The organism is Zhihengliuella halotolerans, from assembly GCF_004217565.1.
GTDB lineage: Bacteria > Actinomycetota > Actinomycetes > Actinomycetales > Micrococcaceae > Zhihengliuella > Zhihengliuella halotolerans.
Genome location: NZ_SHLA01000001.1, coordinates 1,683,939 through 1,707,472, shown reverse-complemented (window position 1 = coordinate 1,707,472; position 23,534 = coordinate 1,683,939). Strand labels below are relative to the sequence as shown.

Here is a 23,534-nt window from a genome sequence, read left to right as displayed (position 1 = left end):
TCAGGCCTCGCCTGCTCCGACGACAAGCTTCAGGCATTGTCGATCGGGGCAAGTGCGCGGCCACAACGGGGTGAGTCGCACCGGGCCGGACGGTCAGGCGTCCTGGAACGTGACGACGGCGAAGAATCCGCGCCCGGAGACCGCCGTGTCCGAGGAGTTGGAGCCGACGACGACGTCCAGCTCGGCGAGCTCGTCGTCAGCGCCATCGGCGGATAGCCGTCCGTGACCGGAGAGCAGCATGCCGTACTGGTCGTCGACGAGCGGCAGCGGGCGCTTCTTGGAGAGCTCGAGGATCAGGACGAAGACCTCGGTGCCGGGCCCGGCGAAGGCGTTGAGGGCGACCACCGGGCCGGTCGGCAGGACCGCCGACGTGGCCGCGCCGCCGTCGTACGTGAACGGCCGGTACTGCTCGAGCGCGTGCTCGCGGCCGTCGATCTCCAGCAGCAGCAGGTCGCCCTCGATGACGGTCTGGACGCGAGTGTAGCCGGCGAAGGAGGAGAACTCGCCGGGCTGGTCGACGAGGGCGAGGCTCAGTCGGCGGCCGTCAGCGGCCAGGATTTCCCGGGTCTTACCGCGGCCGTTGCGCCACGGCGAGACGGGGAGGTCGGCGGTGCGGATGACGTGCTGCGGTGACTCTGCCATGTGTCCAGACTACGGCCTGTGTCACACTGTCGCGGCGTTGGAAACTCGCGGAGCGGCCGTGGTAGACATGAGCCATGGCTACCATCACCCTTAAGGGCTCCGAAATCCAGACCGTCGGCGAGCTCCCCGCAGTGGGCAGCGCCGCCCCCGCCTTCACGCTGACCGGCACCGATCTGTCGGACGTGAACCTCTCCGACTTCGCCGGCAAGCGCGTGGTCCTGAACATCTTCCCGAGCGTCGACACCGGAACGTGCGCCGCCAGCGTGCGCGAATTCAACAAGCGCGCGGCCGAGCTGGAGAACACCGCCGTCGTGTGCCTCTCCGCCGACCTTCCGTTCGCCCAGGCCCGCTTCTGCGGCGCCGAAGGCATCGAGAACGTCGTCACCGGCTCGACCTTCCGCTCGACCTTCGGCGATGACTACGGCGTGAAGTTCGAGACCGGCCCGCTGGCCGGGCTCAAGTCCCGCGCCGTCGTCGTCCTCGACGCCGAACACAACGTGATCTACACCGAGCAGGTCGCAGAGACCACCGAAGAGCCGAACTACGAGGCCGCGATCTCCGCCCTCTCCTAAACCAATGGGCCGCCGCGCCCGACCCGGTACAACGAGGCCCCCGACGTCACGACGACGGCGGGGGCCTCGCCGTGCGCCCGGTCTCGGACGATGGCGCGCCGCTAGATCGCCGCGGCTGCCGTCTCGAGACGCGGCACCGCCCGGCGCATGAGTTTCGGCCAGTCCGGGTCGTCGCCGCGCAGGCTCGCGTTGAAGACAGTCTCGAGGAGCATCGCCCCGTCCCAGATCCTCGCCCGGCGCGCCTCGCCGGCGTCGACCGCGAGTTCGCCGACGAGTTCCCGCCCGTGCCACGCCGCGAGGTACGCGACGTTGAGCGCCGGGTCCCACGCCGCGGCCAGATCCCAGTCGAGGATCCCGGCGATCTGCCCGCCGACCCAGTGAACGTTGTGCCCGGCCAGGTCCCCGTGCACGAGGGAATCGCGCAGCTCCGCGAACTCCCGCAGGGCAGCGAGCACCCGGGCCGCGTCCACGACGGGCGCCGCCCCGGTCGCCTCGTCCGGCGCATGCTCGCGCAGCGCGTCGAGCGTCGCGGCGATCTTCGGTTCCGTCCACGGCCCCCGGTAGGCGAACGGCGGTGCCAGCAGGTGCCGGATCGGCGCGACGTCGACGTCCGCCAGCGCCTCGAGGATCGACCGTAGGGCGGCCGGGTCGCCGGTGTGCGGTTCGTGCGCTGCACCGGGAATGTACTCCTGCACGACGGCGGCCGGCACCTCCCAGCCCGGCAGCCCGCCGGCGTCGTACTCGGTAGCGCAGGCGTCCGGTGCGCGCCAGACGCCGCTGAGCGAGCGCGGGACGGCGAACGGCACCTGCGGAGCGAGCGCATCGACGAGCGCGGTGCGGCGGGCCATCTCCGCTGCCTGTGCCGCGTCGCGGGCCATGCGCAGCACGGCGGCGCCCTCGGCGATCAGCACGAGATGAAACTGGCCGCCCTCGGCCACGCGCCCGCCGCGCCAGTCGGGCCCGGGGTGCAGGTGCTCGGCGAGGGCGATCTCGTTCTCATAGGGCGCGCGCATACCATCGATCCTATGAGCCGGACCGCGAACCTCGAACCACTACACGCCCCCGCCCGCGCCGAGCGGGTGCGGCTGTGGGTGGAGATCGCGCTGGTGCTCGGGCTCTCGCTCGGCAAGTCCGCCGTCTACTCCGTGGTCAGCCTGCTCGACAAGCTCACGCGCGCCCCGCTGGGGGAGCAGACCACCAGCATGAACGGCTCGCTCAGCCGGCGCCCCGGGTTCGACCTGACGTACCAGCTGCTCGACGTCTCCTTCGCGCTCGTGCCCGTCGCCCTGGCCCTGTATCTGCTGTTCGCGCTCACGGGGCGCAACCCGTTCGCGCTGCTCGGGTTCGGCGTGCGCCGGCCGAATCGTTCGGCGGGCGCGAGCATCGGGTTCGACGTCGGAACGGGCTTCGCGCTGTTCCTCGCCATGGGCGTGGGCACACTCGGGGTGTACTCGGCCGGCCGGGCGCTGGGGGTGACCACGGCGATCGTGCCGGCGAACCTCGACGAGCACTGGTGGACGATCCCGGTGCTGCTGCTCTCCGCGATCCGGCACGGCGTCCTCGAGGAGGTCATCGTCGTCGGCTTCCTGTTCCACCATCTGCGCCGGCTCGGCTGGGGGCGCGGGGCGTGGGGGCCGTGGAGCATCATCCTGGCCTCGGCGCTGCTGCGGGGCAGCTATCACCTCTACCAGGGCATCGGGCCATTCCTCGGGAACGTGGCGATGGGCATCGTGTTCGGCTGGTTCTACCGGCGCGGCGTCGAGCGCGGGCAGCCGCGGGTCATGCCGCTCGTCGTCGCCCACACACTGCTCGACGCCGCGGGTTTCGTCGGGTACGCCCTGCTCGGCAGCGCGATCGGCATCGGCACCTGACATCCCGCGGGTGCCGCCGTGCCGCGGACGCGGAAGCCCCCGGCACGAGTGATCGTGCCGGGGGCCACGGGGGACTGTGCGCGGGTGACTACAGGGTCACGAGGCCGTGCGGGGTCATGAAGGAGACCGACATGATGCCGGGGGTCCCGTTGGGAGCCTGCCAGTCGACCGTGACGTCACCCAGCGGAGACTTCTCCGGCTGGCCCAGCCACTCGGCGACGCGGTCCTTGGAACCGGCGATCGAGATCTGGGCGATCTGTCCCGCCGGGGCGTCGAGGGCCTTCGACGGGTGCAGGTCCGCGGAGCTCTCGTCCCACTGGATCATGTAGGGAACCTGCGGGTCGGCGATCAGGCCCTTGATGCCGATCTGCTGCCAGGTCAGCTCCTGTCCGTCCGGGAACTTCCGGTTGCCGGGAACGCGGTCGCGCCCGAGCCGTCGTTCGAACGGCGCCAGGTCGTCGACGGCGACGACCCAGCCCATCCAACCGCCGCCGACCTCGGAGCGGGCGCGCACGGCCTGTCCGAAAGGCGCCTTGTTGCTCGCCGGGTGGTCCAGCACCTCGACGACCTCGAGGTACTGGTTGTGCTGCATCGGGAAAATGACATTCCTGGTGCCGAACCGTGGGTGGACTCCGCCCTTCACGGATTCGAGGCCCAGTGTTTCGGCGATCCGATCGGCCGTGGCCGTCAGTCCGTCTTGTCCGCAAGCGTATGAAACGTGGTCCAACCTCATCATGTGCTCATGATGGCACTTTGTGAGATCCGTCTCGACTTAGGCAGCCCTAAGTTGGCGTCTGGGCGCGCGCATGAGACGTCATGAAACGGGAATGCCGGGGCAGAGTTGCGGAGCGGCGCGGCTTCGCCGACACTGGATGGACAAGGTCATGAGTGCCAGCGCGAAACCCCGGTTTGCTGGCCGGCAACCCTCCACTCGCGGTGGGGTGCCCCGGGTGAAGACCTGGCTCGTCGCCAACCGGTGTCGGGCAAGCGCGGGAACGCCTCCCGAAGACCAGCCCCAGTACGGGCCGGGTGGGCCGACCCCATGTTCTAGAGGGGACAGTCTCCATGACTACATCCAACGCATCTTGGTCGTTCGAAACCCGCCAGATCCACTCGGGCCAGACTCCGGATCCGGCAACGGGCGCGCGGGCGCTGCCGATCTACCAGACCACCTCGTTCGTCTTCCCGAGCGCCGAGAGTGCCGCGGCCAGGTTCGCGCTCGCCGAGCTCGAGCCGATCTACACGCGCATCGGGAATCCGACCACGGACGCGGTGGAAGCGCGCATCGCGGATCTCGAGGGCGGCGTCGGCGCGCTGCTGCTCTCCTCGGGGCAGGCGGCCACGACGTTCGCGCTGCTCAACGTGGCCGAGGCGGGAGACCACATCGTCGCCAGCCCGAGCCTCTACGGGGGCACGCAGAACCTGTTCAAGCACACGCTCAAGCGCCTCGGAATCGAGGTCACGTTCGTGGCCGATCCGGACGACCTCGAGCAGTGGCGCGCGGCCGTGCAGGAGAACACCAAGGCGTTCTTCGGCGAGGTCGTCTCCAACCCGCGCCAGGACGTGCTCGACATTGAGGGCATCGCGTCCGTGGCTCACGCGGCCGGCGTTCCGCTCCTCGTCGACAACACGCTCGCCACGCCGTACCTGATCCGCCCGCTCGAATGGGGCGCCGACGTCGTCATCCACTCGGCGACCAAGTACCTCGGCGGGCACGGCACTGCCATCGCGGGCGTCATTGTCGACGGTGGCACGTTCGACTACGCGCAGCACCCCGAGCGCTTCGCGACCTTCAACACCCCGGACGAGTCCTACAACGGACTGGTGTACGCCCGCGACCTCGGCGTCGGAAGCGCCCTCGGGGCGAACCTCGCGTACATCCTCAAGGCGCGCGTCCAGCTGCTTCGAGACCTCGGCTCCGCGGTCTCCCCGTTCAACGCGTTCCTCATCGCGCAGGGCCTGGAGACGCTCAGCCTGCGCGTCGAGCGCCACGTCGCCAACGCGCAGACCGTCGCCGAATGGCTCGAGAGCCGCGACGACGTCGTGAGGGTCGCCTACGCGGGCCTGACCTCCAGCCCCTGGTTCGAGCGCGGACGCAAGTACGGGCCGCGCGGGACGGGCTCCGTCGTCGCCTTCGAACTGGCCGGTGGCGCCGTGGCCGGCCAGGCTTTCGTCGACGGGCTCACCCTGCACTCGCACGTCGCCAACATCGGCGACGTCCGTTCACTGGTGATCCACCCGGCCTCCACGACGCACGCGCAGTTGAGCGAAGAGGAGCAGCGGGCCGCCGGGGTCAGCCCGGGACTGGTGCGGCTCGCCGTGGGCATTGAACACATCGACGACATCCTCGCCGACCTGGAGACCGGGTTCGAGGCTGTCGAGGCGGCAATCGGCCGGCAGGCTGCGGTGTCCTGACCGCCATGGACCGCAACGTCCCGAAGGCCCGATGGGGGCGGCAGGAACCATCGGCTCGCACAGGTGAACAACGAGAAACACGAGTGGTGAAGTGAGTAGCGACGTCGACACGATCATGCAGGCAGCCGGCGTGCCCAAGCGTGCCGGGGCAGGGGAGCGGCCGCTGGACGCGGACGGAGTGCTGCGCGTACTGCGCACGGGCGAGTTCGCGTTCGAGACCGGCGGGACGCTTCCCGGCGTCGATATCGCCTACGAGACGTGGGGGACGCTCGACGCGGACGCCGCCAACGCGGTGCTGCTGCTGCACGCCCTGACCGGAGACACCCACGTCGCCCGTGGAATCAGCGACGAGCCCGGATGGTGGGACGGGTTCGTCGGCCCCGGTCGGACCATCGACACGGACAAATACTTCGTCGTGGCCCCCGGCATGGTCGGCGGTTGCAACGGCACGACCGGTCCCGGCAGCGCCGCGCCGGACGGCCGCGCATGGGGTTCGCGGTTCCCGTTCACGACGATCCGCGACTCGGTCCGGCTCGAGGAGCGACTGGCCGACGCGCTCGGCGTCGACGCCTGGCACACCGTGATCGGCGGCTCGATGGGAGGCGCCCGCGCCCTCGAATGGGCGGCGACACTGCCCGGGCGCGTGCGGCGCTGCGTGCCGATCGCCGCGACGGCTGCCTCGACCGCCGAGCAGATCGCCTTCGCCCAGATTCAGACGCAGGCGATCCGGCTGGATCCGGACTTCGCCGGCGGCGACTACTACCGCGCGCCGGCGGCCGGCCCGGGCGAGGCGACGGGATTCGGCGAGGGGCCCGTCGCCGGGCTCGGGATCGCGCGTCGGATGGCCCACATCACCTACCGGTCGGACGTCGAATTCGACGCCCGCTTCGGCCGTGAGCCCCAGTGCGACGAGCAGCCCTTGGGCAGCCCGTCGCTCGACCGCGGCCGCTACCAGGTGGAGAGCTACCTGGACTACCAGGCGGCCAAACTCGTCGGGCGGTTCGACGCGAACTCCTATCTCGTGATCACAGAAGCGCTCATGAGCCACGACGTCGGGCGCGGCCGCGGCGGCGTCGAGGCCGCGCTCGGCGCGCTCGAAGGCATCGAGTTCTTCGTCGCCGCCGTCGACAGCGACCGCCTCTACTGGCCCGCGCAGGCCGAGGCCATGGCCGCGCACGTGCCGAATCGACCGAACGTCGAGTACATCCGCACCCCGGTCGGTCACGACGGGTTCCTCACCGACGTCGAACAGCTCTCCGCGGCGCTGAAGCGGACGATCTTCGCCGACTGAGCGGCACGGGTGTCGCGCTCGCCGGGGCGGGCGCCCGCCGATGGTTCAATGGGTTCCATGACGAGTGTATGGAAGCCTGAAGTCGTGTGGAGCAGGCCTGAAGAGGAGCGCGCGGGGACGCCGCTCATCGTGCTGTTCCACGGATACATGTCCCACGAGCGCGACCTGATCGGTCTCGCCCCGATGCTGCCGCCCGAATTCACGTTGGCGTCGGTCCGTGCCCCGCACGCGATCGGGCCCGGCTTCGCGTGGTTCGGCCTCGCGTCCGACCTGTCCTACTCGACGCCGGAGGCGGTCGGTGCCGCGGCTGACGTCGTCGGGTGGCTCGACACGGTCAAAGATCAGTTCACCTCGGTGACGCTGCTCGGCTTCTCGATGGGCATGGCGATGGCCACCTCCGTGGCGCGCCACCGCCCGACTGAGATCGCCGCCGTCGTCGGCCTCTCGGGTTTCGCTGTGGAGGGTGAGAACGACTTCTTCCATGACGACGCCGTCGCATCCGCCGGCCTGCCCCTCTTCTGGGGGCGGGGCGACGCGGACCCCGTCATCACCGAGGCGAAGATCGACTTCACGAACCGGTGGGCCAACGCGAAGACGAAGTTGACGAAGATGAAATACGCGAACTTGGCGCACAGCATCAACCCGACCGAGATGGGGCACGTCTGCGAATTCCTGCGGCAGACGATCCCGCTGGCGGCCGTCGAGGCCTAGCGCCCGGTGGCCCTAGGCCAGCTCGGAGGACACCGCGATCGTGCTCTCATCGAGCGTGACGGTGTCGCCGTGGCGGACCTGGCGGCCGCGGCGCGTTTCGGTCTCGCCGTTGACCAGCACGTGCCCCTCCTCGATCAGGGTCTTGGCCTCGATCCCGTCCTCGACGAGATTTGCGAGCTTGAGCAGCTGGCCGAGGCGGATGGATTCGTCGCGGATGGAGATGGTCTCAGGGGCGGTGTCCGTCATGGTTATACAGTGTAGGCGGGCCGAATGACCGACGCCCGGTCGCGCTGCCGCCGGGCAACGCGTTCGCCGCATGGCGTCGGCGGCTCAGACTCGAGGAAGAGGACGAATGACACCCGCTGCCCGCGCAACCGACCGGTCCGCACTTCCGCTGCCGATCGGTCTGCTCATGGCGCTCATCGCCGGCTGCGGCATGCCGCTGCAGGGGCGCGTCAACGGGGCCCTCGGCGACGAGATCGGCAGCGGCGTCGGCGCCGCCGTCGTCTCCTTCGGCGTCGGCCTGGCCCTGCTGAGCGTGGCGATCCTCGCGCTGCCTGTCGGCCGTCGCGGCCTGCGGGCGATGCCGGGCCACGTGCGCGCCGGCAACTTCCCCTGGTGGTACATGCTCGCCGGCGGTTTCGGTGCGTTCTTCGTTGTCAGCCAGGGCCTCGTGGTGACCTTCCTCGGTCTCGCGCTCTTCACGGTCGCCAACGTGGCCGGACAGATCGGCTCCGGCCTGGTCGTGGACAGGATCGGCTTCGGCCCCGGCGGCCCCCGCCCCGTCAGCACGGAGCGGTTCGTCGGCGCGCTGCTCGCGCTCGCCGGCGTCCTCTGGGTCGTCTGGCCCACGCTCGCGGAGCGCGGAGTGGGATTCGCCGTCGTCGGCCCGATGCTCATGCCGTTCGTCGCGGGCCTGCTCATGGGTTTCCAGCAGGCCATGAACGGGGTGCAGACCCGCCACTACGGGAACCCGCTGCCGGCGACCTTCTTCAATTTCCTGGTCGGCACCGTCGCCCTGATTCTCACGTATCTGATCATGCTGCCGTTCGCGGGCCCGGCCGGTGCGCTCCCGGGCGTCTGGTGGATGTATCTCGGCGGCCCGCTCGGCATCCTCTTCATCGGCGCCGGCGCCGTGCTGGTGCGCTTCCTCGGGGTGCTCGTGACGAGCCTCGGCCTGATCGCCGGTCAGCTGCTCGGGTCCCTCGCCATCGACGCGATCGCGCCCGTTCCCGGCTCGACCGTGAGCGCATCGACGGTGCTGGGGACGCTCGTGGCGCTGGCCGCCGTCGTCATCGCCTCGGCGCCGGGCCGCGGGCTGCGCTTCCGCTGAGGCCAACGGGGTGCGTTTCCGCTAGGGTGTACTCGGTATTTGTCCCCCATGGCGGACCGCAACCAGCGGCCGCGCCACCAGGAGTAGTTCATGGCACCGCAGTCCAAACTCGATCAGGTCATCTCCCTCGCCAAGCGGCGCGGCTTCGTCTTCCAGGCCGGTGAGATCTACGGCGGTTCCCGCTCCGCGTGGGACTACGGACCCCTGGGCACGGAGCTGAAGGAGAACATCAAGCGCGAATGGTGGCAGACCTTCGTCCGCGGACGCGAGGACATGGTCGGGCTGGACTCCTCGATCATCCTGCCCAAGGCCGTCTGGGAGGCTTCGGGCCACGTCGCGACCTTCACGGACCCGCTCGTCGAGTCGCTGCACACCCACAAGCGCTACCGTGCTGACCACCTCCTGGAGGCCTACGAGCGCAAGCACGGGCGTCCGCCGGAGAACGGCCTCGCGGACGTCCGGGACCCGGAGACCGGCCAGGAGGGCAAGTGGACGGAACCGCAGCAGTTCTCCGGCCTGCTCAAGACCTTCCTCGGCCCCGTGGACAACGAGGAGGGGCTGCACTTCATGCGCCCCGAGACGGCCCAGGGCATCTTCGTAAACTTCCTCAACGTGGTCCAGGCCTCCCGGAAGAAGCCGCCTTTCGGCATCGGCCAGATCGGCAAGGCCTTCCGCAACGAGATCACCCCCGGCAACTTCATCTTCCGCACCCGCGAGTTCGAGCAGATGGAGATCGAGTTCTTCACCGCACCGGAGGACGCGCACCGCTTCTTCACCGAGTGGGTCGAGGACTGCTGGAACTGGTTCGTAGACCTGGGCCTCAATCCGGAGAACATGCGGCGGTTCGACGTCCCCGAGGACGAGCGCGCCCACTATTCCGCCGGCACGATCGACTTCGAGTACAAGTTCGGCTTCACCGGCAACGAGTGGGGCGAACTGATGGGCGTCGCCAACCGCACCGACTTCGACCTCTCGAGCCACACCAAGGGTTCGGGCACCAAGATGCAGTACTTCGATCAGGCCTCCGGCGAGCGGTACACGCCGTATGTGATCGAGCCGTCCTTCGGCCTGACCCGTTCCATGATGGCGTTCCTCGTCGACGCCTACACCGAGGACGAGGCCCCCAACACCAAGGGCGGGGTGGACAAGCGCACCGTCCTCAAGCTGGATCCGCGCCTGGCCCCGGTCAAGGCCGCCGTCCTGCCGCTGTCGAAGAAGGACGATCTGGCCCCGACCGCCAAGAGCCTGGCCGCCGACCTGCGCAAGCGCTGGAACATCGACTTCGACGACGCCGGTGCGATCGGCCGCCGTTACCGCCGCCAGGACGAGATCGGCACCCCGTTCTGCATCACCGTGGACTTCGACACGCTCGAGGACCAGGCCGTGACGATCCGCGAGCGCGACACGATGAGCCAGGAACGAGTGCCGCTCGAGAACGTCCAGTCCTACCTCGCCGCCCGCCTGCTGGGGGCCTGATCATGACCGAGCAGCCCGGACTTCACCACCTGACCTACCGCCCGTGGCGCGAGGGCGACGACCTGGCGCTGCTGCAGGTGTGGGGCGACCCGGCCACGCCGCAGGCCCACGTCGACCGCACGATGCTGCGCGCCAGCCACGACGACCCGTGGGCGCGGACCGTCGTCGCCGAGGACCAGGGGGTGCCGATCGCCGCGGCGACCGTGTTCGAGTCCTCGCTGCACCCGGACCGGCTCTGGTTCTACGTCGAGGTCGCCCGCGACCACCGGCGCCAGGGGATCGCGACCGAGCTTCTGCGGCAGTTGCGCCGCGAGGGCGCGCCCTCGGGCGTCGCCGCGCTGAAGTCCCGTTACACGGATGAGGGGAACGACGCCGGCGCCTCCGCCGGGTTCGCGGCCTCCGTCGGCCAGTCGCAGATCATGCGCTCGCGCGCTGTCGTCGTCGAGCCGGGCGGCATGAAGCTGCCCGAGTTCACCGACGACGGGCTCACCCTCGAGGAGTCGGCCACCGGCTCCGTCGAGCTGACCCGCCTGGTCACCGAGTTCTACAACTCGGTGCACGAGTGGGACCGTGCGGACATGACGCTCGGCCGCGCGCAGACCATGCTGCTCTCGGAGGCGACCGGCGCCAAAGGTTCGGTCGTGCTGCGCGACAAGCCCAAGGCCAAGGGCGGGAAGATCCTCTCCTTCGCGATCAGCTACGAGCCGGACCGGCTCGACGCGCCGGCCGATGTCCTCATCGGCTGGGACCCGGAGCTCGAGAAGTCCGCGGCCGAGCATGCGGTCTTCGGCCTCATCGCGATGCTCGCGCACCAGTACCCGGTCAAGATCGAGGTCGACGACGCCATGACCGCCCTGCGCGAGGTCGTCGACGGGCTGATCGCCGCCGGCCAGGCGACGGTCGTGACCACCACGCACATCGTCTCGACCGACTAGAAAACCGAAGGGGGCGCGGTGGGCCACGGCCACAGCCACGACGACGTACGTATCGCCGACCCGGTCCGCCGGCGGCGGGCACGGACAATCCTGTCCGCCATCCTGCTGCCGCTGGCGCTGCTGACCATCGTCGGCACCTGGTTCCTGTGGCCGACCGGCGGGGGAGCCGAGCGCGTCCAGCTCGATGACCCCTACTCGGCGGCCGCGGGAGTGGACTTCGTTTCCGGCACGGTCCGCCAGGTCATCAACGAGACCTGCCCGTCTTCGGGCGATCTCGAAGACGCCGGCGGGCAGGCGCAGAAGTGCGACGTCGCCTACGTCGAGCCCAACGCCGGCGGCAGCCCCGTCCCGGTCGAGGTCCCGCCCGAGATCCTGGCCGCGACGGGCGTCGAGCCCGGCGATCAGGTTCGCTACCTCGACCTCACCAACGCTGTCACGGGGTCGGCGGCCACCTATATCTTCGTCGACTTCGTGCGCACGGCGCCGATCCTGCTGCTCTCGGCGCTGTACGCGTTCGTCGTCGTGCTGGTGGCCCGGTGGCGCGGCTTCCGCGCGCTGCTCGGGCTGATCGGCGCGTACTTCGTGCTCTCGAAGTTCATGATCCCGGCCCTCGTCGAGGGCAAGCCCGCCCTGCTCGTCGGCCTCGTCGGGTCGGCACTGATCATGATCGCCGTGCTCTATTTCGCGCACGGCTTCACCGCGAGGACGACGACGGCGCTGCTGGGCACGATCTTCGGTCTCGCCGTGACCACGGCGTTGGCGGCGTGGGCGACCGGCGCCGTGCACCTGACGGGGGTGGGGGACGACGCCAAGTACACCCTCGTGAACCAGGTGCCCGAGCTCTCCCTGTCCGGGATCATCCTGTGCGGGTTGCTCATTGCAGGCCTCGGCGTCCTCAACGACGTCACGATCACGCAGTCGTCGGCGGTCTGGGAACTCGCCGAGTCCAACCCGCGGCGCTCGGCGAAGGACCTCTTCACCGCCGCGATGCGCATCGGCCGCGACCACATCGCCTCCACTGTCTACACGATCGCGTTCGCCTACGCGGGCGCCGTGCTGCCGATGCTGATCCTCGTGACCCTCTACGACCGGGCCCTGCTGGACACCTTCACCTCCGGCGAGCTCGTGGAAGAGGTCGTCCGCACGCTCGTCGGCTCGATCGGCCTCGTTCTCGCCATCCCCGTGACCACCGCGATCGCCGTCGCCGTCGTCAAAGCCGTCGGTACGGGCGGGACGCCGACGGCCCGCGGCAACATTCGGCCCGTCTCCGGCCCTGTGGCGCCGGACGAGCTCGCGGCCGTCCTCGCCGCCCCCGAGGCGGAGGAACCGGAGGCCGGTCCCCGCCGTCGTGGGCGCCGCGCCGCGCCCGGAGCCGAGCCGGACGCCTGAACCCGCCCCGATTTGCACGGACTTGCGATAATAGATCGGTGACCGTGACAGCTTCCGCCCCTCGCAACCAGCACGACGCCGCCGCACCCCCGGCGGCGCCCGCCTCCGGTGCGCCCGCGCACGCCGGCTCGAGCACCAAGCTCGAGCTGCCGCCGCTCAAGCTGGGAAACCTCACCGTCGACGTTCCCGTCGTTCTCGCGCCGATGGCGGGCATCACCAACAAGGCCTTCCGCCGCCTCTGCCGCGAGTACGGCGGCGGGCTGTACGTGGCCGAGATGGTCACGAGCCGCGCGCTCGTCGAACGCAACGAGAAGTCGATGCGCATCATCTCCCACGACGAGGACGAGGAGGTGCGCTCCGTCCAGCTCTACGGCGTCGACCCGAAGACCGTCGGCGCGGCCGTGCGCCTGCTCGTCGAGGAGGACCGCGCCGATCACATCGACCTGAACTTCGGCTGCCCCGTGCCCAAGGTGACGCGCAAGGGCGGCGGCTCCGCGCTGCCGTGGAAGACCGGGCTGTTCGAGTCCATCATCCGCGCAGCGACGACGGAGGCCGCCAAGGGGGAGATCCCGCTGACGATCAAGATGCGCAAGGGCGTGACCGAGGACCACTTGACGTTCCTCGATGCCGGCCGCATCGCCCGCGACTACGGAGTCGCCGCGGTGACCCTGCACGGGCGCACCACGGGCCAGTTCTACTCGGGCCAGGCCGACTGGTCCGCCATCAAGGAGCTGCGCGAGGCCCTGCCCGACGTTCCCGTACTCGGCAACGGCGACATCTGGACCGCGGAGGACGCCGTCCGCATGGTCCGCGAGACGGGAGTCGACGGCGTCGTCGTCGGCCGCGGATGCCAGGGCCGGCCGTGGCTCTTCGGCGACCTGCAGGCCGCGTTCGACGGCCGCGACACCCGGTTCACTCCGACCCTGACCGAGGTGGGGGAGACGTTCTACCGCCACGCCGAGCTGCTCATCGACTACTTCGGCAACGAGGAACAGGCACTGCGGGATATCCGCAAGCACGTCGCCTGGTACTTCAAGGGCTACATGGTCGGCGGCGAGCTGCGCGCGGCGATGGCCACCGTCGGCACGCTCGAGCAGCTGCGCCACTTGCTCGACCAGCTCAACCCCGAGGCTGGGTACCCGGGCGCCGACGCCGAGGGCCCGCGCGGCCGCGCCGGCTCACCTAAGCGCCCCGCGTTGCCCGACGGCTGGCTGGACTCGCGCGAACTCAATGCCGAGCACCAGGCCATGATCGCCGCGGCGGAATCGGACGTGTCCGGTGGCTGAGGGCAACGGGATGCGTGCCGTGCCCGGCTACGAGGCCTACGACCACGAGCGCTGGGTGCCGGAGCCGCCGAAGAAGTCCTATCGGACGAGCTTCGAGCGCGACCGGGCCCGCGTGCTGCACTCCTCGGCCCTGCGCCGGCTCGGGGCGAAGACGCAGGTCGTTGCCCCGTACTCCGACGACTTCGTGCGCACCCGGCTCACGCACTCGCTCGAGGTCGCCCAGGTCGGCCGCGAGCTGGGCGCGACGCTCGGTTGCGACCCCGACGTCGTCGACACCGCCTGCCTCTCCCACGACCTCGGCCACCCGCCCTTCGGGCACAACGGCGAGAAGGCCCTCGACGCGCTCTCGGCCTCCATCGGCGGGTTCGAGGGCAACGCCCAGACCCTGCGCCTGCTCACCCGGCTCGAGACGAAGACCTTCCGACACAACGGAGGATCGGCCGGCCTGAACCTGACCCGCGCTTCGCTCGACGCGGCCTGCAAGTACCCGTGGACGCGCCCGGACGCCCCCGTCAAGAACGGCAAGCAGACCAAGAAGTTCGGCGTCTACGCCGAGGACCTGCCCATCTTTGAGTGGCTGCGCTCGGGGAGCGGGGACACGGGCGCGCGCCCCGGACCCGGGCAGACGTGCATGGAGGCGCAGGTCATGGACCTGGCCGACGACATCTCCTACTCGGTGCACGACGTCGAGGACGCGATCGTCGCTGGCCGATTCCAGCTGCGCTGGATGCAGGACCCGGACCACCGCGGGCGCGTCATCGAGTACACGCGCCGCTGGTACCTTCCGGGAGTCGACGACGCCACGATCAGCGCCGCCCTCGGGCGCCTGGAGGCCACCGAGGAGTGGGTGCCCGCGGCGAACGGATCCCGGCGCTCCATGGCCGCGCTGAAGGACATGACCAGCCAGTTCATCGGCCGGTTCTGCTCCGCCGCGATCGAGGCCACGCGGGCCGAGTTCGGTCGGGACCCGCTGACCCGTTTCAACGGGCGGCTCATCGTGCCCGAGGAGACGGACCACGAGATCGCCGCGATGAAGGGCCTCGCGACGGCCTACGTGATGACCAGCGACGAACGGCAGCCGATCTATCAGCGCCAGCGGGAGATCATCGGGGACCTCGTCGACCTGCTCACCGAGACCGGTGATCAGTACCTCGAGCCGATGTTCGCCGCCGACTGGCACGATGCCCGGGACGACGGCGGCCGGCTGCGCGCCGTCATCGACCAGGTCGCCTCACTCACGGACGCGTCGGCGATCGAATGGCACCGCACCCTCGTGCAGGGTGAGCCGTTCCGTAACGAGCTCTTCTAGCGGAGCCGTCCGCCCGCAGCGGAGGCTGTGGAAAACGTCAGGTCCGGCCTCCTGCGGGCAGTATCCTGTAAGGCATGGCCGGCCTGATTAAACGCGAAGACATCGACGAGGTCCGGGCGCGGACCAACATCAAGGACGTCGTCGAGGGCTACGTCACGCTCCGCTCGGCCGGCGTCGGATCGTACAAGGGGCTCTGCCCCTTCCACGACGAGCGCAGCCCCTCCTTCCACGTGCGGCCGCAGGTCGGGTCGTTCCACTGCTTCGGCTGCGGCGAGTCGGGCGACGTCATCTCCTTCATCCAGAAGATGGACCACACGACTTTCACCGAGACCGTCGAGCAGCTCGCCGCGAAACTCGGCTACGAGCTGCGCTACGAGGACGGCGGGCACGGCCCGAGCCGGCAGGAAGTCGGCCGCCGCCAGCGGCTGCTCGACGCGCACAAGCTCGCCGAGGAGTATTTCCGCCACCAGCTCGGCAGCCCGGAAGCCTCCATCGCCCGGCAGTTCCTGACCGGGCGCGGGTTCGACCAGGCCGCAGCCGAGCAATTCGGCGTCGGCTACGCGCCCCAGGGGTGGGACCACCTTCTGAAACACCTGCGCAGCAAGGGGTTCAACGACGAGGAGCTCACCCACACGGGCATGTTCTCGGAGGGGCAGCGCGGCATCTACGACCGCTTCCGCGGCCGCCTGATCTGGCCGATCCGCGACCTCACGGGCGCGACGATCGGATTCGGCGCGCGCAAACTGCACGAGGACGACAAAGGGCCGAAGTACCTGAACACGCCCGAGACCCAGCTCTACAAGAAGTCCCAGGTCCTCTACGGGGTGGACCTCGCCAAACGCGAGATCACCAGGAACCGCCAGTTGATCGTCGTCGAGGGGTACACGGACGTCATGGCGTGCCACCTCTCCGGCGTGGGCACCGCCGTCGCCACGTGCGGCACCGCCTTCGGCGCGGACCACATCAAGATCGCCCGCCGGCTCCTGCAGGACGACGGTACCGGCGGTGAGGTCGTTTTCACCTTCGACGGCGACGCAGCCGGGCAGAAGGCCGCGTTGCGCGCCTTCGAAGAGGACCAGCGCTTCATCGCGCAGACCTACGTCGCCGTCGAGCCGAGCGGGGCCGACCCGTGCGACCTGCGCCAGCAGCGCGGGCCGGAGGCCGTCCGCGAGCTGATCGCGGCGAAGCGCCCTTTGTTCGAGTTCGCCATCAAGGCGGGCCTGAAGAATCACGACCTGAACACCGTCGAGGGCCGCGTCCAGGCCCTGCGCGCCTCCGCGCCGATCGTCGCCGAGATCCGCGATGCCGCGATGCGCCCCGCCTACACGCGCGAGCTCGCCGGTTGGCTCGGTATGGACATGGATGACGTGAATCGCGCCGTCTCCTCGGCCGGGCGGCGGTCGCGGCAGGGCGGCGGTCGCGGTTCTGAGCGCGGCGGCGACGCGACGTCGTCGCACGGATCCGGCCAGCACGCTCAGGCGGGTGGTGTCGGCCAGGAGGCTGGCGCTCAGCCGGCCTTCGAGCTGCCCGACCCGCGGGACCCGGTGACGCGGATGGAGCGCGAATCGCTCGAGGTCGTGCTGCAGCAGCCGGCGATGCTTACGCCCGAACAGTGGCAGGCGTTCTATGAAGCGCGGTTCCTGGCCCCGGCCCACGCGGCGATCCATGCGGCGATCCGTGCCGCCGGCGCCTCGGGGGTGTCGCCGTCGCGCTGGGTGGAGGCCGTGCGCCAGGAGGTCCCGGACCCGCTGCGCTCGCTCGTCTCGGAGCTGGCTGTGCGCCCGTTGCCGGCGCACTCCGATGAGGCGCTGGCCCGGTACTGCCGGGACATCATGAACCGGCTCTTCGAGCTGCAGATCACCCACCTCAAGGCGGAGCTCATCGGCCGGCTGCAACGCATGGAGCCGTCCGCGGACCCGGAGGAGTTCCAGCGCATCAACCGGGAGCTGATGGAACTGGAGATTCGCCGCCGGTCGCTGCGCGAGGAGTGATTGGGGCCCGGCGCGGGGCGGTGCGAGAGGGAGCCCGACCCGATTTTCGGATTCCGTCGATCGTGTTGTAGAGTTGTACGCGTTGCTTTCCCCCGTAGCTCAATTGGCAGAGCATTCGACTGTTAATCGAAGGGTTACTGGTTCGAGTCCAGTCGGGGGAGCTCATATTCCCGGTCTCACCTAGTGAGGCCGGGATTTTTCATGCCCACGGGCCGGAGTGTGCGGCGAGCGGTGCGTGGACGGGCGCGCTGCGGCCGGTTTCGCCTCTGGAGCTCGGCGCGTTTGCGCTTCGACACGGATCAGGGAACCCTGATTTTCGGTTCCGGGTTTTCCCCTGCTAAAGTTGTGGACGCTTCTTTCCCCCGTAGCTCAATTGGCAGAGCATTCGACTGTTAATCGAAGGGTTACTGGTTCGAGTCCAGTCGGGGGAGCGGACACGGCCGGGCCCCGCGCATAAATAGCGCGGGGACCCGGCCTCTTTCATTTGGTAGCTTTGTCTAGGACAACGGCCTTAGAAGGGCCGCAGTGACGACGGAGGAAGCAATTCATGTCAGGAACCGAGACAGGACGTCGGGGAGCTTCGCCGATCAGCGTGATCAAAGACCTGGGCCGTCTGGTGCCCAAGCAGATCAACGATGAGATTCAGCTCGCGCTGCGCCAGCTCAAGGCCAAGGGCATTAACGTGGGAGTCGCGGCCGGGCTGGCCGTCGCCGCGCTGTTCTTCCTGTCCGTCATGGGCATCTCGCTCCTCGTCGCCGGCATCATGGGCCTGGCTGAGGTCATGCCGGCATGGCTCGCCGCCCTCGTCGTCGCCGCCTTCTTCCTGCTGCTGATCCTGATCCTCGTCGCGATCGCTATCCCCAAGGTAAAGAAGGCCATGCCGCTCGTGCCGGAGGACGCCCTGCGTGGCGTCAAACACGATCTCGGGATCCTCAAGGAAGGCAGCGCGTTCGACGTGAGCACCCTCGACAAGCCCGAGGTCTCCAAGGAGGAGAAGGAGCGGCTGAAGGCGGAGAAGGAAGCCGAGAAGGAGAAGAAGCAGGCCGAGAAGGAAGACCTCAGCTACGCCGATCTCAAGGCCCGCTCCGAGGCTCGACGCGCGCACCTGGCCGAGCTGCGCGACCGGCTCGGCAAGCAGGCCAGCAGCGCGGAGAAGACCGCCGAAAAGGCGTACGGTCTCAAGGAGCGGCTGCAGAAGTTCCGCCCGGGATCTGGCGGAACCGAACAGAAGTAGCGGGAACCGGTTAGGGGGAAAAGTGCGGTTCATCGGGGCGGGTACGCGGGATGATTTCGAGTATCGCCTACTCACGACGTTCTGGACGGCGCCCAACATCATCACCGTCTCGAGGTTCTGTCTAGTCCCCGTCTTCGTCTGGTTGGTCGCCGAATCCGAGTTCGCGTGGGCGACCGCCGTACTGGCCTTCCTCGGTTCCACGGATTGGATCGACGGCTATGTCGCCCGCCGCTTCGACCAGATGTCCACGGTGGGAGCCTGGTTGGACCCCGTGGCGGACCGGATCTCGCTGTTCGTCGTCGCGATCACCTTCGTCGTCGCGGGCATCGCTCCCTCTTGGCTGGTCTACTCGATCCTGATCCCGGACATCGTCCTGATCCTGACCGCTCTCATCCTCTTCCGGGGCAGCCCCGAGCTGCCTGTGAGCGTGATCGGCAAGGTCCGGACGGCGATCCTGCTGCTCGGCGCGCCGCTGCTTCTGCTCGGCCAGGTCGAGTCGATCAAGAACCCCGTGTTCGACGGCGTCGCCACCCTCGTGCTGGCGTTCGGCTGCGCGCTGCACATCGTGGCGGCCGTCGGGTACTTCGTCGCCGCCATCCGCAAGTGGCGGCGCGAACGCGACGGGGACGGCGCCGTCCCGGCTGGCGGCCCATGGTCTGGCTAGCCGTCTGCTGTGCGGTCATCGCGGCGTTCTTCCTCGCGTTCGGCGCCCAGCGGCAGGGCGTGGCCGTCCGCTCCACGACCGGTGGCCTCAATCTCGGCTACCGGGGCATCCTCCGCCTGCTGGCCAACCCGCGCTGGGTGCTCGGGTTGGCGCTCATGGGCGTCGGCATCGTTTTGAACGTGTACGCGCTGGCCTCGGCCCCGTTGACCGTCGTCCAGCCGATCGGGGCGATCGCACTCGTCATCACCACCGTCGTGCACGCCCGCGAGGTCGGCATCCGGCTCAACCGACCGACCTTCCTCGCGATCATCGCGTGCGTCGGCGGCAGCATCGGGTTCGTGCTGCTGGCGATCCAGGTCACCGACCCGCACCCGACGATCAGCGCCCGCGAGGAGCTGATCACCGTCCTGCTGCTCGCGGTGGCGGTCGCGGTCTTCGGCTCCATCGCCGTCGCCCTGCGCCACCGGCCCAACGCCTTCTTCTACATCATGGGGGCGGGCGTCCTCTTCGGGTTCGTCGCGGTGCTCGTGCGGACCCTCGCGATCGGTCTGATCCAGTCGCAAGGCCGTTTCTTTGCCAACGTCTCCTGGCTCGTCGTCGTCGCGGTCGTCGTCGCCTGTCTGCTCGGCAGCTATTTCGTTCAGAACGCCTATTCGTGTGGTCCGCCCGACCTCGTGATCGCCGGTCTGACCGTGATCGATCCCATGGTCGGGATCGCGATCGGGATCGCCGTCTTACGTGAGCTACGACCCGATGTCCCCGCCGTCGTGGCGATGTCCATGGCGGGGTTCGCCGCCATTGCTATCGTGGGCGTCATCGCGCTTTCACGACATCATCCAGACGCGCATCATCGCCGCGCTGAGATACCCAACCCCAAGGAGTCTTGACCACCGTGACCGGTGAAAAACCCCTGAAAATCCTGATCGCCGCAGATACATACCCCCCGGACGTGAACGGGGCCGCGGTCTTCTGCTACCGATTGGCGACGGCGATGCTCGCCAGGGGCCACGAAGTGCACATCGTCGCGGCGCGGAACTGCTCCGGGCCCAGCCGCGTCGACGTCCAGGAGGAGGCCACGGTCCACCGGATCGCCTCCCACAGCGTCCCGACCCACGAGACGCTGCGGGTCTGCCTTCCCTGGCGCGCCTCGCGTGATCTCGCACGGATCCTCGATGAGGTCCGCCCCGACGTCGTTCACGTCCAGTGCCATTACATGATCGGGCAGGCCGCCGTGAATCAGGCACGCAAGCGCGGCATCCGGCTCGTCGCCACGAACCACTTCATGCCCGAGAACCTGGACCCGTTCCTGCCGTTCCCGAAGTGGTTCAAGCGCGTCGTCGCGAAGAACTCGTGGCGCGACATGGGCAAGATCATGGGTAAGGCGGACGTCGTCACGACGCCAACGCCTCTGGCCGCCGACGCCATGCGCCGCTACGCCGGGCTCGACCGGATCCTGCCGCTGTCCAACGGCATCGATTCCGCACACTACGAACAGGCACCCGGCGAGCAGGTCGAACGGAGGGACCACCCGACGGTGCTCTTCGTCGGACGCCTGGCCGTCGAGAAGAACATCGACATCCTGATCGACGCCCTCGCGTTGACCAACACGACGCCGGAGCCCCACTTGGAGGTGATCGGCGGCGGTGAGCAACGGCAGCCGCTCGAGGAGCGCGCGGCAGCCGCCGGAGTCGGGGACCGCGTGCACTTCCGTGGGCACGTCGACGACGCCCAGCTGCGCAGCGCCTATCTCGCCGCCGACGTCTTCTGCCAGCCCGGCACCGCCGAATTGCAGTCGCTGGTGACGCTCGAGGCGCTCTCGGCGTCGCGTCCGGTCGTCCTCGCTGACGCGATGGCGTTGCCGCACCTTGTCGACGACGGGGTCAACGGCTACCTCTTCACGCCGGGTGACGCCGCGGACCTCGCGGAAAAGCTGGACCGGATTCTGGCCCTGGACGAGGAGGGGAGCCGGCGTATGGGCGCGGCGGGTCACGACAAGGCCGCCAAGCACAGCCAGGACAAGACGATGGATACCTTCGAGGCGATCTACCGCGGCGCCGACCCCACGACGGTCGCCAGCTGAAACCCGGCCGGTCGCCGCAGCCGCGACGCGCGGGCAGGGAACCGATAGTAGGATGGGTTCGCTGCCCGGGCGGCAGCGGTTCGGGGCGATAGCTCAGTTGGTCAGAGCAGAGGACTCATAATCCTTTGGTCGTGGGTTCAAGCCCCACTCGCCCTACCGAGGCTCGCTCCGGCGTGCGCGTCCGCGCGACGCACCCGCCGGGGCCGGCCCGTTCACCGTGGCGGCGGCCGGGCCTCCTGGCCCCGGCCGCCGCCGTAACGCGAAAGGCACCGATGGCAGAAAGCTCGCAGGCGCCCGCCCTGCACATCGCGGTCTTCGCCGACCAGCACCCCGGAACGCTCGGCGGCATGCAGACCTCAGTCCTGCTGCAGCAGCGCTTCCTCGAACGGCTCGGCCACCGTGTCACGATCGTCGCTCCCGCCCGGCGCCGCCTCGGACACGAAGAACAGCCCGCGATGCCGTCTGTGATCGAGCTGCCGGGGGTACCGCTCGGGCCGGGCGAATACTCCCTCAGCGTGCCGACCCGCCGGCTCGACGCCCGACTGGACCGCGCCCTCGACGGCTGGCCGCCGGTCGACGTCGTGCATATCCAGGCCGATTTCTGGGGCGCCGTCATCGGCTACCGATTCGCCCAGCGCCACGGGACACCCGTCGTCCACACGATGCACAACCGGCTAGACGTCGGGCTGGCGGCCACTGTGCCGCTGCCGTGGCTCGTCCAGCGCGGCTTCGGTCTGGCCCAGCACCGGCTGATGCGTTTGCAGGGTCCCGTGCCGAAGGACGCCTGGACGTACCTGCGTGGATTCACCGATGCCGCCGCGGCGGTCACGGCGCCGTCCACGCACTTCGCCTCGCTCCTCGAGGAGCACAACGTCTTCGACGACATCGACGTCGTCCCCACGGGCCTCGACGACGACATCGCCCGCGACTTGATCGCCTCCCCGCCGGCACGGGGCGAGCACGACGACCGCATTCGGCTCGTCTGGACGGGCCGGTTCAGCCCCGAAAAGCGCCTCATCCCGTTCCTCGAGGCGGTCCTCGCCTCGAAGCAGGGTGTCGATGTGCATGTCTTCGGCGACGGAGCACAGCGCGCGAAGGCCGAATCGCTGGTCGCCCGCCACCTGCCCATGAGTGCCAGCCGCGCCGGCGGTCCGCGATTCGTGTTCCGCGGCAAGGTCACCTACGAGCAGATGCTCGCCGAACTGGCAGCCGCGGATGCGCTCGTCCAGACGTCCATCGGGTTCGAGACCCAGGGCATGACGGTGTTCGAGGCGGCGGCCCTGGGCACCCCGACGATCCTCAGCGACCACCGGATCGCCGCGGATCTTCCCGGTGGCAGTTACTGGCTGACCCCGGACGACACGGTGGCCGGCCTCGCCGGCGCCATCTCCGGCGCCGTGGCCCAGATCGGGGCCGGTCGGCGCTGGCGGGCCACCGGCGCCGACCAGCTGATGCAGAGCCGGCAGACCTCGAAGATGATGGAGGTCTACCGCCGCGTCACCCGTCCGGAAGGGGCCAGAGGATCGACGGTCGCAGGTCCCTGACGGTCGGCAGCGGGTCGATGTAGACCCCGTCGAGTCGCAACCCCCAGTGGAGGCAGCCCGCGCCGCAGTGCCCGCCCGCGGCAACGGTGCCGACGATCTCGCCTCCGGACACGGCGTCTCCGACCTGCGCGTGAGCCCGGACCGGTTCGAGGCTGGTGCGCAGCCCGTTGCCGTGGTCGATGCTGAGGACCGGGCGGTCGACGACGACTCCGACGAAGGCGACCGTGCCCGCGGCGGGGGAGCGGACCTCCACTCCGCGGTCCACGACCAGGTCGGCGCCACGGTGCCCGGGCCCCCAGACCGACTCCGGCTCCTCGAAACCGCGCGCGACGCGCGGCGGTGAGGCAGCGTCCCCGACCGGCCACTCCCAGTCGGCCGCCGGGGGCGAGTCGCCGCGAGAGACGTCCGCGGTCGCTGAAGGGACCGAGATCAACACGGCGAGCATGGCCGTCAGCGCGGCGACTGCCGGCGCGCGGCGGTATCTCCGGTGCGATGGTGCGTGGTTCATGGCACGAGCGTGCCACGGCGGCGTCACCCGGGCGCGGCGTCGTCGTACGGTGTGGACGAGGTGACTCGAACGGCAGCCTGTGGACGTCGGGTCGGGGCCGAGGTCGGGGTCCACGCTGTAGTACACTGGTGCGTGCAGTCGTCTGCCTCGATGCGTCCTGCCGTGCCTTCCGGGTGCGGAGGTCAGCTGAGGTGCGGCCGATTGACTTCGCGTACAGCGTTTTCACGTCCGGCCCGGTTCTTGGAACCCGGGCAACGTGAACCGCGCATTCAGCGGTCCGGCT

22 protein-coding genes, 3 tRNA genes and 1 riboswitch are annotated in these 23,534 nt (G+C 69.4%); of the genes, 20 read left to right on the top strand and 5 right to left on the bottom strand.

The window, feature by feature from the left end:
- Nucleotides 1-93: 93 nt before the first annotated feature.
- Entirely contained in the window at nt 94-642 is a 549-nt protein-coding gene (locus tag EV380_RS07740; RefSeq protein ID WP_130450477.1) for a HutD/Ves family protein, read from the bottom strand.
- A 74-nt stretch (nt 643-716) separates the two neighbouring features.
- On the opposite strand from EV380_RS07740, the gene tpx reads away from it, so the two are divergent.
- The gene (gene tpx / locus EV380_RS07735) at nt 717-1,214 is read left to right on the top strand and encodes a thiol peroxidase (protein WP_130450475.1); all 498 of its coding nucleotides are present in this window, start codon (nt 717-719) and stop codon (nt 1,212-1,214) included.
- Nucleotides 1,215-1,315: 101 nt separating this feature from the next.
- Here the strand turns inward: tpx and EV380_RS07730 are convergent, their stop codons facing one another.
- Nucleotides 1,316-2,227: a phosphotransferase family protein gene (locus EV380_RS07730; protein ID WP_130450473.1), complete on the bottom strand. Its 912-nt coding sequence runs from the start codon at nt 2,225-2,227 to the stop codon at nt 1,316-1,318.
- 12 nt (nt 2,228-2,239) lie between these two features.
- Between EV380_RS07730 and EV380_RS07725 the strand changes: the two genes are divergently transcribed.
- Complete coding sequence (locus tag EV380_RS07725) at nt 2,240-3,085, top strand: CPBP family intramembrane glutamic endopeptidase (RefSeq protein WP_130450471.1); 846 nt, start codon at nt 2,240-2,242, stop codon at nt 3,083-3,085.
- Between the two features lie 88 nt (nt 3,086-3,173).
- Here the strand turns inward: EV380_RS07725 and EV380_RS07720 are convergent, their stop codons facing one another.
- Entirely contained in the window at nt 3,174-3,821 is a 648-nt protein-coding gene (locus EV380_RS07720; RefSeq protein WP_130450469.1) for a VOC family protein, read from the bottom strand.
- A 144-nt stretch (nt 3,822-3,965) separates the two neighbouring features.
- A riboswitch (SAM riboswitch) is annotated at nt 3,966-4,081 on the top strand.
- Nucleotides 4,082-4,150: 69 nt separating this feature from the next.
- Between EV380_RS07720 and EV380_RS07715 the strand changes: the two genes are divergently transcribed.
- The 3 genes from EV380_RS07715 (at nt 4,151) to EV380_RS07705 (ending at nt 7,502) form a co-directional block, all read left to right on the top strand.
- A complete protein-coding gene (locus EV380_RS07715) occupies nt 4,151-5,500 on the top strand; it encodes a bifunctional o-acetylhomoserine/o-acetylserine sulfhydrylase (protein ID WP_130450467.1) in 1,350 nt (449 codons plus the stop codon).
- A 115-nt stretch (nt 5,501-5,615) separates the two neighbouring features.
- Nucleotides 5,616-6,791 carry a homoserine O-acetyltransferase MetX gene (metX, locus tag EV380_RS07710; protein WP_130452131.1) on the top strand — a complete coding sequence of 392 codons (1,176 nt, stop codon included), beginning with the start codon at nt 5,616-5,618 and terminating at the stop codon, nt 6,789-6,791.
- A gap of 57 nt (nt 6,792-6,848) precedes the next feature.
- Nucleotides 6,849-7,502 carry an alpha/beta hydrolase gene (locus EV380_RS07705; protein WP_130450465.1) on the top strand — a complete coding sequence of 218 codons (654 nt, stop codon included), beginning with the start codon at nt 6,849-6,851 and terminating at the stop codon, nt 7,500-7,502.
- Nucleotides 7,503-7,514: 12 nt separating this feature from the next.
- On the opposite strand, the gene EV380_RS07700 is transcribed toward EV380_RS07705, so the two are convergent.
- Nucleotides 7,515-7,748 carry an RNA-binding S4 domain-containing protein gene (locus EV380_RS07700; protein ID WP_102157585.1) on the bottom strand — a complete coding sequence of 78 codons (234 nt, stop codon included), beginning with the start codon at nt 7,746-7,748 and terminating at the stop codon, nt 7,515-7,517.
- A 106-nt stretch (nt 7,749-7,854) separates the two neighbouring features.
- Between EV380_RS07700 and EV380_RS07695 the strand changes: the two genes are divergently transcribed.
- The 15 genes from EV380_RS07695 to EV380_RS07625 all read left to right on the top strand — a co-directional run bounded on the left by EV380_RS07695 (nt 7,855) and on the right by EV380_RS07625 (nt 22,743).
- Nucleotides 7,855-8,835, top strand: coding sequence for a DMT family transporter (locus EV380_RS07695; protein ID WP_130450463.1), 981 nt, complete (start codon nt 7,855-7,857; stop codon nt 8,833-8,835).
- Between the two features lie 90 nt (nt 8,836-8,925).
- The gene (locus tag EV380_RS07690; RefSeq protein WP_130450461.1) at nt 8,926-10,311 is read left to right on the top strand and encodes a glycine--tRNA ligase; all 1,386 of its coding nucleotides are present in this window, start codon (nt 8,926-8,928) and stop codon (nt 10,309-10,311) included.
- Nucleotides 10,312-10,313: 2 nt separating this feature from the next.
- Entirely contained in the window at nt 10,314-11,246 is a 933-nt protein-coding gene (locus EV380_RS07685) for a GNAT family N-acetyltransferase (protein WP_102157588.1), read from the top strand.
- Between the two features lie 18 nt (nt 11,247-11,264).
- A complete protein-coding gene (locus EV380_RS07680; RefSeq protein ID WP_242607537.1) occupies nt 11,265-12,635 on the top strand; it encodes a YibE/F family protein in 1,371 nt (456 codons plus the stop codon).
- A gap of 38 nt (nt 12,636-12,673) precedes the next feature.
- Nucleotides 12,674-13,921, top strand: a complete 1,248-nt coding sequence (gene dusB, locus EV380_RS07675) for a tRNA dihydrouridine synthase DusB (RefSeq protein ID WP_373278138.1) — start codon at nt 12,674-12,676, stop codon at nt 13,919-13,921.
- Between the two features lie 10 nt (nt 13,922-13,931).
- The gene (locus EV380_RS07670) at nt 13,932-15,230 is read left to right on the top strand and encodes a deoxyguanosinetriphosphate triphosphohydrolase (protein WP_130452129.1); all 1,299 of its coding nucleotides are present in this window, start codon (nt 13,932-13,934) and stop codon (nt 15,228-15,230) included.
- Between the two features lie 74 nt (nt 15,231-15,304).
- Complete coding sequence (gene dnaG, locus EV380_RS07665) at nt 15,305-17,221, top strand: DNA primase (protein WP_130450459.1); 1,917 nt, start codon at nt 15,305-15,307, stop codon at nt 17,219-17,221.
- A gap of 88 nt (nt 17,222-17,309) precedes the next feature.
- A tRNA-Asn gene (locus EV380_RS07660) sits at nt 17,310-17,382 on the top strand.
- 197 nt (nt 17,383-17,579) lie between these two features.
- Nucleotides 17,580-17,652: transfer RNA gene (locus tag EV380_RS07655), tRNA-Asn, on the top strand.
- A 116-nt stretch (nt 17,653-17,768) separates the two neighbouring features.
- Entirely contained in the window at nt 17,769-18,455 is a 687-nt protein-coding gene (locus EV380_RS07650) for a phage holin family protein (protein ID WP_102157595.1), read from the top strand.
- Between the two features lie 22 nt (nt 18,456-18,477).
- Nucleotides 18,478-19,119 carry a CDP-alcohol phosphatidyltransferase family protein gene (locus EV380_RS07645; RefSeq protein WP_130450457.1) on the top strand — a complete coding sequence of 214 codons (642 nt, stop codon included), beginning with the start codon at nt 18,478-18,480 and terminating at the stop codon, nt 19,117-19,119.
- Nucleotides 19,107-20,006: a DMT family transporter gene (locus EV380_RS07640; RefSeq protein WP_102157597.1), complete on the top strand. Its 900-nt coding sequence runs from the start codon at nt 19,107-19,109 to the stop codon at nt 20,004-20,006. Before EV380_RS07645 ends, EV380_RS07640 begins: the two co-directional genes overlap by 13 nt.
- Nucleotides 20,003-21,199 carry a glycosyltransferase gene (locus EV380_RS07635; protein ID WP_130450455.1) on the top strand — a complete coding sequence of 399 codons (1,197 nt, stop codon included), beginning with the start codon at nt 20,003-20,005 and terminating at the stop codon, nt 21,197-21,199. The genes EV380_RS07640 and EV380_RS07635 overlap by 4 nt, the downstream gene beginning before the upstream one ends.
- Nucleotides 21,200-21,281: 82 nt before the next feature.
- A tRNA-Ile gene (locus tag EV380_RS07630) sits at nt 21,282-21,355 on the top strand.
- A gap of 116 nt (nt 21,356-21,471) precedes the next feature.
- A complete protein-coding gene (locus EV380_RS07625; RefSeq protein ID WP_130450453.1) occupies nt 21,472-22,743 on the top strand; it encodes a glycosyltransferase family 4 protein in 1,272 nt (423 codons plus the stop codon).
- On the opposite strand, the gene EV380_RS07620 is transcribed toward EV380_RS07625, so the two are convergent.
- Entirely contained in the window at nt 22,697-23,251 is a 555-nt protein-coding gene (locus EV380_RS07620; RefSeq protein WP_130450451.1) for a murein hydrolase activator EnvC family protein, read from the bottom strand. The two genes, EV380_RS07625 and EV380_RS07620, sit on opposite strands and share 47 nt — an antisense overlap.
- Nucleotides 23,252-23,534 lie beyond the last annotated feature (283 nt).

Coding starts and splice junctions, on each gene's coding strand:
- EV380_RS07740 (WP_130450477.1), bottom strand. CDS start 642: ATGGCAGAGTCACCGCAGCACGTCATCCGCACCGCCGACCTCCCCGTC.
- tpx (WP_130450475.1), top strand. CDS start 717: ATGGCTACCATCACCCTTAAGGGCTCCGAAATCCAGACCGTCGGCGAG.
- EV380_RS07730 (WP_130450473.1), bottom strand. CDS start 2,227: ATGCGCGCGCCCTATGAGAACGAGATCGCCCTCGCCGAGCACCTGCAC.
- EV380_RS07725 (WP_130450471.1), top strand. CDS start 2,240: ATGAGCCGGACCGCGAACCTCGAACCACTACACGCCCCCGCCCGCGCC.
- EV380_RS07720 (WP_130450469.1), bottom strand. CDS start 3,821: ATGATGAGGTTGGACCACGTTTCATACGCTTGCGGACAAGACGGACTG.
- EV380_RS07715 (WP_130450467.1), top strand. CDS start 4,151: ATGACTACATCCAACGCATCTTGGTCGTTCGAAACCCGCCAGATCCAC.
- metX (WP_130452131.1), top strand. CDS start 5,616: ATGCAGGCAGCCGGCGTGCCCAAGCGTGCCGGGGCAGGGGAGCGGCCG.
- EV380_RS07705 (WP_130450465.1), top strand. CDS start 6,849: ATGACGAGTGTATGGAAGCCTGAAGTCGTGTGGAGCAGGCCTGAAGAG.
- EV380_RS07700 (WP_102157585.1), bottom strand. CDS start 7,748: ATGACGGACACCGCCCCTGAGACCATCTCCATCCGCGACGAATCCATC.
- EV380_RS07695 (WP_130450463.1), top strand. CDS start 7,855: ATGACACCCGCTGCCCGCGCAACCGACCGGTCCGCACTTCCGCTGCCG.
- EV380_RS07690 (WP_130450461.1), top strand. CDS start 8,926: ATGGCACCGCAGTCCAAACTCGATCAGGTCATCTCCCTCGCCAAGCGG.
- EV380_RS07685 (WP_102157588.1), top strand. CDS start 10,314: ATGACCGAGCAGCCCGGACTTCACCACCTGACCTACCGCCCGTGGCGC.
- EV380_RS07670 (WP_130452129.1), top strand. CDS start 13,932: ATGCGTGCCGTGCCCGGCTACGAGGCCTACGACCACGAGCGCTGGGTG.
- dnaG (WP_130450459.1), top strand. CDS start 15,305: ATGGCCGGCCTGATTAAACGCGAAGACATCGACGAGGTCCGGGCGCGG.
- EV380_RS07650 (WP_102157595.1), top strand. CDS start 17,769: ATGTCAGGAACCGAGACAGGACGTCGGGGAGCTTCGCCGATCAGCGTG.
- EV380_RS07640 (WP_102157597.1), top strand. CDS start 19,107: ATGGTCTGGCTAGCCGTCTGCTGTGCGGTCATCGCGGCGTTCTTCCTC.
- EV380_RS07625 (WP_130450453.1), top strand. CDS start 21,472: ATGGCAGAAAGCTCGCAGGCGCCCGCCCTGCACATCGCGGTCTTCGCC.
- EV380_RS07620 (WP_130450451.1), bottom strand. CDS start 23,251: ATGAACCACGCACCATCGCACCGGAGATACCGCCGCGCGCCGGCAGTC.